This window comes from Flavobacterium sp. (genome assembly GCF_041911335.1).
Lineage (GTDB): Bacteria > Bacteroidota > Bacteroidia > Flavobacteriales > Flavobacteriaceae > Flavobacterium.
Map to the genome: position 1 here is coordinate 1 of NZ_JAYRPD010000070.1, position 11,157 is coordinate 11,157.

Here is an 11,157-nt window from a genome sequence, read left to right on the forward strand (position 1 = left end):
AGAAGAGCATCTTTTGCAGGTTCGGTAAATACGGCTCAGTTTCTAAATGACACCACTGGCTCACGCCGTTTCTTATGCTTCGAAGTAGAACACATCGAGTACACCCATGATATTGATATCAATAAAGTCTACGCTCAAGCAATGCAACTAAAAGAGGACGGATTTAGACATTGGTTTAACCAAGAAGAAATCAAAGAAATAAACCAAAATAACGAACAATACCAATTGCGAAGCCCAGAAGAAGAATTGCTTTTAACGTGGTTCGAACCTGCCGAAAAAGACAAAGCTCAATATTTTTTCAATACCACACAGATAGCCCAAATCCTTTCCACAAGGGCAAATATCAACATCAACGAAGCAACAGTACGTAAATTAGGAATGGCGTTGAAAAAACATGGCTTCAAGAAAATTGTTAAAAACAAAGTCTATGTATACCCATTAATTCTCCATGAATACGAAGAAGTTGATAAAGATAACAAACAATTTGAAAATCCAAAAACAGAAGTTCTAGAACAACAAAAAATACCTTTCAGATTCTAATACAAGAAAGACCGACTTTTCGGTCTTTCTTGTTGTTAAAAAGATTTCACAAACTTATTTTAGGATCAATCTTTGGATCAATTTCGAAAACAATAGTTTCATCTGGATATTCAATCATAATCCTATTTTGATTAAACTGTTTCATCATTTTTTTACCTAGAAGGTTAATATTTTTTTTGAAAATATTTATTTCTAATGGAAATTTTGGATAATTAACAAAATTCAAAACCAAATGTTTTTCAACTAAATTTCCATAAACCAACTCAAATTCCTGTACAGCAGCACTTAGATGGATGCCTTTTTCTGTAATTAATTTTGTTTGATATTCTTGTAAGAACTGGATGTAATCACTTTTAGCATAATACGTATTATCATAATTTTTTTGTAACCCAATATTAAGTTTTGCCGTATACGTTTCCAATTTAATTTCATTAGTCATATCAAAGGCAATTTTATCATCCATTAGAATTATTTTTTTTGAAAGTTGCAATGAATCTTTTTGGGCAACTAAACTAAAATTTATCGCTCTACCAAGCATTTCTTCTCTAAGTTCTGATAGAAATTTTGCTCTTGTAGAGCCCCAACCTGGATTTCCAACTTCGTTATTGAAAATATCAACTAAATCTTGATTACTTTTTTCTTTAAATCTTGTGCCCATATTCTTAGTTTTTTGATTGTTTTTTTTCTGATATCCATTGTTCCAATTCTTCGATTCCGCCTTTTCTTTTGCAATATCCACAGCCCCATTCTTCTTTTTCGGGACTTATGGAGATGAAAAGATAATGGTTTCCAGAATTAACGCATCGGCTTAAATATAAACCTTTTTTTGCGTCATGTACTTTAGGAGAAAGACCATTTACTTTCATTAAATCCAGAAGTTTACTTTTTGCAGCGCCTTTTTTTCTATTTGCAATATTTTCTTGAATTTGACGAAATTGTATATCCGAAATGAGGTCCGATTTAAATTTTATTACCCTTCCGTCAAACATACTTCTGGCGTGAATGAATTCTGTAAATACAATGAGTAGATTACCAATAAAGCTAAAATCATAATCGTATTTGTACTGACAAACAATTTTTTGAGGTTTTTTTGAAGCTTCAACAATAGATTTTTCATCATTTTCGTCATTTAAGAAAACATCAATCCATTGGATGTAGTCGTCATTAGTAATTCTATAAAAATAGAATATAGGTGCTTCACCGATGTTTAGATCGTATTCAATAAACGCTAATTTTCGAAAATCAGAAAGGTCGCCTATGCCGAAATCGTCTTTGTAAGTTGTGCCTTCTTGTTGTACAAAAGCTTTTTCTGTACTGAAATGTGGATGTACCATGTTGCATAATTTATAATGTTAATAATTACAAATCATCGCAAGAGAATTTTTTAGGGAGATAACCTTATAATTTTGGCAGGTTTGCCCTCATTCTAAACCACCGTGGCAGGTTTAAGCTCGGTTGGTATTCTGATAGATCAGAAACTCTTGATGATTACTTCTGCAATATTACAGTTTATTCTTAATAAAATCCAAATTTTTATCTTTTGGAGTGTTAAAACTTTTTTTTTCAATATGTTAGTGGTTGCTATTCAACAAGCTTTTATTTTACTGTATTAATTTTCTTTTTATTTCTTCAAAGTAACAACGTAAGTAACGTAAGTGATTTTTCAGAAAACACTTTTTTATTTTTTTTTGAGAGAAAAAAAATGCTGAATTAGCGTATAATAGTGTAAACCCCCAACCCTACTTCTTTTCTTTGCTCTTATCCCCTTCTTTTAAATAGTTTTTTTTACTACTGAAAAATAGAAAAATCTTTTTGCGGAATTTCTCTTACGTTCTTACGCATTTACGGTTTTCCTCTTTTTACTTTCGTTTGATCTTTGTATATTTAACAATTAATTTATTTTTTAAAATTCAGTAAAAGTAATGGCTAAAAAGAAAAAAGAAGAAGTTCAAGAAACGATAGAAAAAACCTTATGGAAAGCAGCGGATAAGTTGCGTAAAAATATTAATGCTGCGGAGTATAAAGATGTGGTTCTTGGATTGATTTTCTTAAAATATATATCAATTGCATTTGAGAAATTACACGCAGAATTAACAGCACAAATCGATCAAGGAGCTGATCCGGAAGACAGAGAAGAATACACGGCAGAAAACGTATTCTTTGTGCCGCCTTCTGCTCGTTGGTCTTTTTTGCAAAGCTCGGCAAAGCAAATTACAATTGGTAAAATTGTAGATGACGGAATGGATGCTATTGAAGCAGAAAACCCACAATTAAAAGGTATTTTACCAAAAGTATATGCCAAACAAAATTTGGATCCTACCAGCTTAGGCGATTTAATCGATTTGATTGGGAATATTGACTTTGGCGATACGCAAGAGCGTTCTGCCGATGTATTAGGTCACGTTTTCGAATATTTCTTAGGTCAGTTTGCTTTGGCGGAAGGTCAAAAAGGCGGACAGTTCTATACGCCACGTTCGGTAGTAGAGTTATTGGTAGAAATGCTGGAACCACACAAAGGTCGTGTATTCGATCCGTGTTGTGGTTCGGGTGGTATGTTTGTGCAGTCGGAAAAGTTTGTGGAAGACCATCAGGGAAGAATTGATGATATCTCGATTTACGGACAGGAATCCAACCAAACCACCTGGCGTTTGGCGAAGATGAATTTAGCCATTCGTGGAATTGATTCTACAGGGGTAAAATGGAACTCAGAAGGTTCGTTTTTGAACGATGCTCACAAAGATTTAAAAGCCGATTATATCATTGCCAATCCTCCGTTTAACGTGAGCGATTGGTCGGGAGATTTATTGCGTAATGATGCGCGTTGGCAATTTGGTACTCCTCCCGTTGGGAATGCCAACTTTGGTTGGTTACAACATTTTATTCATCATTTAGCGCCAACAGGGCAAGCCGGAGTTGTATTGGCAAAAGGAGCTTTGACTTCTAAAACTTCGGGTGAAGGAGAAATCCGTAAAAACTTGATCGAAGAAGGTTTGATTGACTGTATCGTGAATTTACCAGCGAAGTTGTTCCTGAATACGCAAATTCCTGCGGCCTTATGGTTTATGCGCCGTAAGAAAGTACCGAATGCCAAATTCCGTAATACCGAAAACGAAATCTTGTTTATTGATGCGCGTAATTTGGGGCATTTGATTAACCGTAGAAACCGTGAGCTGAGTAAAGAGGATATCGACTTAATTGCTTCTACTTACCACAATTGGCGAAACGTAGATGGACAGTACGAAGATGTAGCCGGTTTCTGTGCTTCGGTGCCGGTGTCTAAAGTCGCCGAGTTAGATTATGTACTAACGCCTGGGCGTTATGTAGGTTTACCGGACGAAGAAGACGATTTTAACTTTGTAGAACGTTTTACGTCTTTGAAAACGACTTTGGAAGAACAATTAGCCAAGGAAGCGGAATTGAATGCCATAATTGCTGAAAATTTGTTAAAAATTGAATTGCCAAAAGAATGAGTAAAGATTTAACCCTTTCCCAACAACATATAGAAAACCGAATTTTTACGATTCGGGGGAAACAAGTCATGTTCGACAGAGATCTGGCAGAAATGTATCAGGTGGAAGTAAAAAGGTTAAATGAACAGGTAAAACGCAACATTGACCGGTTTCCTGAAACATTTCGTTTTCAGCTGAATAGCCAAGAAAAACATGAACTGGTCGCAAATTGCGACCGGTTCGAATCGTTAAAACATTCCACTGTAAACCCGTATGCATTTACAGAACAAGGGGTCGCTATGTTATCAGCCGTTTTACGAAGCGAAATTGCTGTAAAAGTCAGCATACAAATTATGAATGCTTTTGTAGAATTAAGGAAATTAGTTGGCCAAGAAACACTCCAGCATTTACGTCTTTCAAGTATTGAAAACAAATTGATCGAGCATGATCAAAAATTTAACAAGCTCTTTTCCGCATTAGAGAATAGTGAACTCCCACAGCGCGGGGTGTATTTTGATGGACAGGTTTATGATGCCTATCAGTTTGTAAGCGATGTAATAAAAAACGCTAAATCATCCATTATTTTAATAGACAATTACATAGACGATAGTATACTAACCTTGCTTAGCAAACGTAAAAAAAACGTAACAGCTACGATATATACAGCAAGTATAAGTAAACAGCTTCGGTTAGATTTAGAAAAACACAATGCACAATATCCTGAGGTAAAAGCAGAATTGTTTAAACAAAGCCACGACCGCTTTTTAATCATTGATGAAAAGGAGTTGTACCACATTGGCGCTTCGCTAAAAGATTTGGGGAAGAAATGGTTTGGTTTTTCGAGAATGGATAGCTTGTGTAAGGATGTATTGAGTAAAATTAAAAAAGGAGAATGATGGAGAATAGAGGTTGGAAGGTAGTTAAATTAGGTGAAGTCACTACTAAGATTGGTAGCGGTTCAACTCCTACAGGCGGTAGTAATGCTTACAAGGAAGAGGGTATTTCGCTAATACGAAGCCAAAATATTCTTGATTTTTCCTTTAGTATAGATGGTTTAGCATTTATAGACCAAGAACAAGCCTACAAATTAAGAGGAGTTATTGTAGAAGAAAATGATGTCTTATTTAATATCACTGGTGATAGTGTTGCAAGAGCATGTAAGGTACCAAATAGAATATTACCAGCAAGGGTAAATCAACATGTAGCAATTATTCGCTCTGATCAAGAACGATTAGATAATGACTTTTTATTGTATCTGCTCCAAAGTAAAAAGGAAGAGTTATTAATTCTTTCTGAAATCGGTGCGACAAGAAATGCTATTACCAAAGTGATGTTGGAGAATTTAGAAATCCAACTCCCCCCACTTCCCGAGCAAAAAGCCATTGCATCGGTATTGTCGAGTTTGGATGATAAAATCGACCTATTGCACCAACAAAACCAAACCTTAGAAGCTTTGGCGGAAACTTTATTCCGTCAGTGGTTTATTGAGGAGGCGAAGGAGGATTGGGAGGTATTACCATTAAGTGAGATTGCTGAAGTTAAAAATGGAAAATCATTTAAAAGTTCTGATTTTACAGATAATGATTTTAATTCATATGAAGTTGTCAAAATGGGACACATCGAAAGAGGTGGCGGTTTAAAATTAAATCCAAAAAAAGATTTTGTATCTCGAGAGATGGATGTTGAAAAATGGATTCTAAATAAAGGTGACATTATTATGGCGATGACAGACATGAAAGATAATGTTGTTATTTTAGGTGTGCCAGCAATGATTGATAAAGATGATCATTATGTACTAAATCAACGAGTTGCCAGAATTTATTTGAAAGATAATTCGAAACTAATCAGTAATTATTTATTATACATTCAACTAAACAATAAGGACTTTATTGCTGAATTGCAAACTAAAGCAAATTCGGGAGTACAAGTAAATTTAAGTACTGAAGCAATTAAAGAATCTGAAATTTTAATTCCTCCAATTGAATTACAGAAAGAATTTGGAAATAAAATAATTGATTTGTATTCAAAAATTGAAATTAATAGAGAACAAATCCAAACCCTAACCCAACTTCGCGATACCTTATTACCAAAGTTAATGAGTGGCGAGGTGCGGGTGAAGGTGTAAAAACATAAAGGAGCTATTTGCCAATGAAGCTCCTTTAGAGCTATTAACCAAAGAATAACCAAAATAAACATGAGTGCTTTACTAGCGACAGTACAATTTATTACGGAATTGCCTTTTCAAGAATTGGTAATTCCAGATTATCAGCGCCCATACGTTTGGCAATTAAAGGAATTGCGCCAGTTGTGGGATGATATTTTACAGAGTTTGGCTCATGACAGAAAAGACTATAGAATAGGCACTATCATTTTACATGAAAACGCAGATAGTGGAAAATTAGAAATTGTGGATGGGCAACAACGTCTTACCACTTTGTCTTTGTTGTTATATATGCTAAATCATGAAGAAACAGCTAATTTATGCTGTAGCTCTTTTTTAAGCGAAAAACAATTTCTTCATCAAAGTTCTGCTCAAAACATTCTAAACAATTGTAATGAACTTCGCCAATGGATAGAAGAAGAATTAATAGAGCCTTCCGAATTATACGCCTATATCCTCAACCACTGTTCGGTAACTGTACTCAAGGTAAACCATATTTCTGCAGCCTTCCAAATATTTGATACTCAAAACGGTCGTGGGTTAACACTTCAAGCCTATAATCTATTGAAAGCGTATCATATGCGCTTCCTGGATCATTTACCTGAAGATGAAAAAATAAAAATTGATAAAAATTGGGAATCCAGCGCACGTAACGAAAAGCACAAAGACTATCTAGAACAAGTGATTCACGAACAATTGTATCGAACACGTGTTTGGGCTAATAATCAAGAGGCATACGCATTCACCAAAAAGCATATTAAAGAATTCAAAGGAAGCTCCGTTACCAAACTATTGTATCCGTATGAAAATTATGTGTATCAAAGTTCCATATTGAATGAAGATATGGTACGACGCTTTCCTACAGAAAAATATGGAATTGGGTTTGAAATAACACAACGCATCAAAAATGGCGATCATTTTTTTGAATATATACAAGCTTATGTTAGTATATATCAATATTTGTTTGAGTCTACTTCAGATAATGAGGACATAAAAGATTTCCTCATTTTTTACAATAAATATTGCACAAGATTCAGCAAAAAAGGAGATGAATATTTATTAGAATTGTATAAGTCGTTAATTATGTGTTTATTCGATCGTTTTGGCATACTTGGCTTAAATAAATATTATAAACTGTTGTACGCTTGTGTTTTTAGATTCCGACTAGAGAAAAAGTTTGTAAAATATGCGAGTGTGGCTAAACTTCCTACCTCATTATTTACAGGGATTTGCAATGCGAAAGACATTTTAGACTTACGTTTTATACGCGAGTATGCATTGCAACCTATCGAAAAAAAGGATAATGGAAATAATGAAATCGTAGAACAGTTTTTTGATAAACACATAAAAGTAGAAATGTACTCATGAGCGCAACTTTAAAATCTCTTAATATGGCTAAGCCAATCTTAGATATTGTCACAAAGCCTTATATCATACCTATTTATCAAAGAAACTATAATTGGGGATTTGATGAAATTACCCATTTACTTCAAGATATCTACGAAAGTTATCATAAGGATAAAACGCAAGATTACTTTCTAGGAAGTTTAATCGTGTTTAAAAGACAATCAGCGTCAATTTATGAAGTGATTGATGGGCAACAAAGATTAACAACACTACATATTATTCTTAGTTTACTTTGGAAAGAGATAAACCGCATTTATCCCTTAGCATACGATTCAAGACCAGAAGTAGTTTCATTTTTTATCAATCTTAGAAGACAACAAATAGATTTTAAAGCTTCCAATCAAGAGATATCAGAAGCCAATCTGATTAATTTCCTTAAAGCTATCGATACGATTCTCAATACCAAATTAGAAAGTGATATTGAGTCAACTTTAGCAATTCATAATCTTATTGAAAATGACGAAATAGATTCTTTTATAGATTACATACTTCATAAGGTCATATTAGTAGAGGTGGTAATGCCCGAAGATACAGATGTAGCTAGTTATTTTGAAATAATGAATAACCGTGGAAAGCAATTAGAGGAGCATGAGATTATCAAAGCTCAACTAATGGCTAAAATCAAAAATGCCAAACAACGCCACTTTTTTGCAAAGGTATGGGATGCTTGTTCAGAAATGAATCGCCCTGTACAAAAGTTTTTTACACCAGATGAACGATTGATAGTATTTGGTGAAGAATACGACGCTATTTTCCCAATAAAAATCACACAGTTAGCCTATCAAAATGATAAAGATATAGCCTCATCTATATTAGATATAATAAAGAATCCAAATCAAAAATTACGAAACGATGTTGTAGCTGAACATGAAGATGAATTAGATGAAGATGTTACATACACCGCAATAATTGATTTTAATAATTTCTTAATTCATGTATTAAAACTAGTGTATCCTCAAGTGGATATACCATTGAGCAGCGATCAATTACTAAAGATATTTAAAAATATACCTCATAATGTATTAGATTCGGTAACACCTTTAGAATTTGTTCAAAAATTATTATTTTATCGTGTAGTATTTGACCGATTTATCGTTAAATCCACTGCTGGATTAGAAAATAATGATGCATTGGATGAAGAAGCTAATGGCGCAAGATGGACTTTGAAAAGGCCAGTGATGCGTTGGCAAAATCGTCAAAAATATGCCAAGTATTATAGAACCCTAAAGTTTGTAAATTCTTTTGACGAGTATAATGGTAATTTGCCATATCAAGAAAGAATTGTAAAACTATTATCTATGTTGCAAGTGACCTACAGACAACGTAAAAACAAAAATTACTTGCAGTATATTTTAAGTTTGTTTAGTCCAACAAACTCATCATCCTTAAATATAAATGCGGATGAATATCTAAAAAAAGTAGAGGCTTTTGTACTTCAACAATTTGAAAAATTAGATATTGTAGATTTCCTTTCAAGCGACTTAGAAAGTAATTTTACTCACGAAAATGTTTATTGTAAAGGTACTGATACACCACACTTTATATTTAATTTTATAGATTATCTATTGTGGGTAGACCAAGTATGGAATCAAGTCGATTATGGTATTTTACCAAATTTTGATTTTACTTATCGAAATTCCGTAGAACATCATTTTCCTCAAGCACAACAAGATTTACTTACAACTACTGATATAGATAAAAATATGATTTTACATTGTTTAGGAAATTTATGTTTAATCAGCAAAGGAGCTAATTCAAAATTGAATGATCGTTCAGCCTGGGACAAAGCTACAGATCCCCGTTATTCAAATGGAACCTTGACTCCTAAAAGAAAAATTATGTATTCAATTACACAAGAAAATAAATGGAATACAAAACAAATCATAGAGCACTATTACGAAATTGTAAAAGTATTATCTGAACGAAATGAAATTCTAAATATTAATTGCTAACCAACCATGACCGAAAACGAAATAGAACAACTCGCTATAGCATTATTAGAACATCAGGGGTATACGTATATCAATGGGGTTCATTTAGCTCCTGATGCAGGAGATCTAGAAAGAACATCATTTGAAGAAGTAGTGCTAAAACAACGGTTAGAAAATGCGGTTCGTCGTATCAATCCTAATATTCCTTTAGATGCACAACAAGATGCCGTAAAGCAAATCTTGCGTATTGCTTCGCCTGATGTGCTATCAAACAATGAAAGCTTTCACCGCTTATTAACGGAGGGTATTCCAGTTACTAAACGGGTAAATGGGCAAGAACGTGGAGATCGTGTGTTTTTAATTGATTTTGAAAATCCATTACACAACGAATTTTTAGTAGTAAATCAATTCACAATCGTAGAAAACGGAGTTAATAAAAGACCAGACATCATTCTTTTTGTCAATGGCTTACCATTGGTTGTGATTGAATTAAAGAACGCTACGGATGATAAAACCACCATTCAATCTGCCTTCCGCCAAATAGAAACCTACAAAGCAATGATTTCAACATTGTTTACTTTCAATGCTTTTTCGGTCATTTCTGATGGATTGGAGGCGAAAGCAGGAACAATTTCGGCAGGCTTAAGTCGTTTTATGGCTTGGAAAACCACAGATGGTATGTCCGAAGCTTCTAAACAAATCAGCCAGTTAGAAACATTGATTAAAGGAATGTTGCAACCAAGCGTATTATTGGATTTGGTCAGACATTTTGTGGTTTTTGAGAAATTTAGAAAAGAAGATGCTGATGGAATTGTTACTGTACAAACAGTAAAGAAACTAGCAGCTTATCATCAATATTATGCCGTAAATCGTGCGGTAGAATCTACTAAAAGAGCTTCTGGTTTTGTTTCAAAACAAACAATAGGGAATTTATTAAATGAATCTCCTGAGAGCTATGGTTTACCAGGCGTTAAAAACCAACCCGAAGGCGACCGTAAAGGTGGTGTAGTTTGGCATACGCAAGGTTCGGGTAAATCATTATCCATGGTGTTCTATACCGGTAAAATTGTATTAGCATTAGATAATCCAACGGTTTTAGTCATTACGGATCGTAATGATTTAGATGATCAGTTATTCGACACCTTTGCGGCTTCGAAACAATTATTGCGTCAAGATCCTGTTCAAGCGACTGATCGCAAACAGTTAAAAGACCTATTGAAGGTAAATTCTGGAGGGGTAATATTTACCACGATACAAAAATTTCAACCGGAAGAAGGAAATATTTTTGAAACATTATCTGCTAGAGAAAACATTATAGTAATAGCTGATGAAGCACACCGTACACAGTATGGTTTTAGTGCTAAAACCGTAGATGATAAGGATGAGAACGGGAATGTAATTGGTAAAAAAATAGTGTATGGATTTGCCAAATATATGCGTGATGCCTTACCCAATGCGACGTATTTAGGTTTTACAGGAACACCAATTGAAAGTACGGATGTTAATACGCCAGCAGTTTTTGGTAATTATGTAGATATCTACGATATAGCTCAAGCTGTAGAAGATGGAGCAACAGTTCGTATTTTTTATGAAAGCCGATTAGCGAAAGTAAAACTAACAGAAGAAGGAAAAGAATTGGTGGATGAGCTGGATGATGAATTGGATCAAG

At 34.1% G+C, this 11,157-nt stretch carries 9 protein-coding genes and 1 riboswitch; of the genes, 7 read left to right on the forward strand and 2 right to left on the reverse strand.

All coding sequences use genetic code 11. From position 1 onward, the window contains the following. Window positions 1–540, forward strand: a 540-nt coding sequence (locus tag ACE3PD_RS10685) for a VapE domain-containing protein (protein ID WP_374402290.1), incomplete at its 5' end; no start/stop codon positions are given. A 46-nt stretch (window positions 541–586) separates the two neighbouring features. Here the strand turns inward: ACE3PD_RS10685 and ACE3PD_RS10690 are convergent. Together ACE3PD_RS10690 and ACE3PD_RS10695 are read right to left on the reverse strand one after the other, a co-directional pair. After that, window positions 587–1,198 carry a hypothetical protein gene (locus ACE3PD_RS10690; protein ID WP_374402292.1) on the reverse strand — a complete coding sequence of 204 codons (612 nt, stop codon included), beginning with the start codon at window positions 1,196–1,198 and terminating at the stop codon, window positions 587–589. Between the two features lie 4 nt (window positions 1,199–1,202). Further along, window positions 1,203–1,874, reverse strand: coding sequence for a hypothetical protein (locus tag ACE3PD_RS10695; protein WP_374402294.1), 672 nt, complete (start codon window positions 1,872–1,874; stop codon window positions 1,203–1,205). A gap of 58 nt (window positions 1,875–1,932) precedes the next feature. Beyond that, window positions 1,933–2,033: riboswitch (SAM-I-IV-variant riboswitch) on the reverse strand. A gap of 429 nt (window positions 2,034–2,462) precedes the next feature. Between ACE3PD_RS10695 and ACE3PD_RS10700 the strand changes: the two genes are divergently transcribed. The 6 genes from ACE3PD_RS10700 to ACE3PD_RS10725 all read left to right on the forward strand — a co-directional run. Continuing rightward, complete coding sequence (locus ACE3PD_RS10700; protein ID WP_374402296.1) at window positions 2,463–4,010, forward strand: N-6 DNA methylase; 1,548 nt, start codon at window positions 2,463–2,465, stop codon at window positions 4,008–4,010. Then, on the forward strand, window positions 4,007–4,885 hold the full coding sequence (locus ACE3PD_RS10705) for an ORF6N domain-containing protein (protein WP_374402298.1): 879 nt from the start codon (window positions 4,007–4,009) through the stop codon (window positions 4,883–4,885). The genes ACE3PD_RS10700 and ACE3PD_RS10705 overlap by 4 nt, the downstream gene beginning before the upstream one ends. Then, on the forward strand, window positions 4,882–6,114 hold the full coding sequence (locus ACE3PD_RS10710; protein WP_374402300.1) for a restriction endonuclease subunit S: 1,233 nt from the start codon (window positions 4,882–4,884) through the stop codon (window positions 6,112–6,114). Before ACE3PD_RS10705 ends, ACE3PD_RS10710 begins: the two co-directional genes overlap by 4 nt. Window positions 6,115–6,183: 69 nt before the next feature. Then, complete coding sequence (locus ACE3PD_RS10715; protein ID WP_374402303.1) at window positions 6,184–7,518, forward strand: DUF262 domain-containing protein; 1,335 nt, start codon at window positions 6,184–6,186, stop codon at window positions 7,516–7,518. A 23-nt stretch (window positions 7,519–7,541) separates the two neighbouring features. Next, the gene (locus ACE3PD_RS10720; RefSeq protein WP_374402304.1) at window positions 7,542–9,509 is read left to right on the forward strand and encodes a DUF262 domain-containing protein; all 1,968 of its coding nucleotides are present in this window, start codon (window positions 7,542–7,544) and stop codon (window positions 9,507–9,509) included. Between the two features lie 6 nt (window positions 9,510–9,515). Then, window positions 9,516–11,157, forward strand: a 1,642-nt coding sequence (locus ACE3PD_RS10725) for a type I restriction endonuclease subunit R (protein WP_374402306.1), incomplete at its 3' end; no start/stop codon positions are given.

Excerpts from the sequence above, each read along its gene's own strand:
- ACE3PD_RS10720 (WP_374402304.1), top strand. The coding sequence starts at position 7,542 with ATGGCTAAGCCAATCTTAGATATTGTCACAAAGCCTTATATCATACCT.
- ACE3PD_RS10700 (WP_374402296.1), top strand. The coding sequence starts at position 2,463 with ATGGCTAAAAAGAAAAAAGAAGAAGTTCAAGAAACGATAGAAAAAACC.
- ACE3PD_RS10695 (WP_374402294.1), bottom strand. The coding sequence starts at position 1,874 with ATGGTACATCCACATTTCAGTACAGAAAAAGCTTTTGTACAACAAGAA.
- ACE3PD_RS10705 (WP_374402298.1), top strand. The coding sequence starts at position 4,007 with ATGAGTAAAGATTTAACCCTTTCCCAACAACATATAGAAAACCGAATT.
- ACE3PD_RS10715 (WP_374402303.1), top strand. The coding sequence starts at position 6,184 with ATGAGTGCTTTACTAGCGACAGTACAATTTATTACGGAATTGCCTTTT.
- ACE3PD_RS10710 (WP_374402300.1), top strand. The coding sequence starts at position 4,882 with ATGATGGAGAATAGAGGTTGGAAGGTAGTTAAATTAGGTGAAGTCACT.
- ACE3PD_RS10690 (WP_374402292.1), bottom strand. The coding sequence starts at position 1,198 with ATGGGCACAAGATTTAAAGAAAAAAGTAATCAAGATTTAGTTGATATT.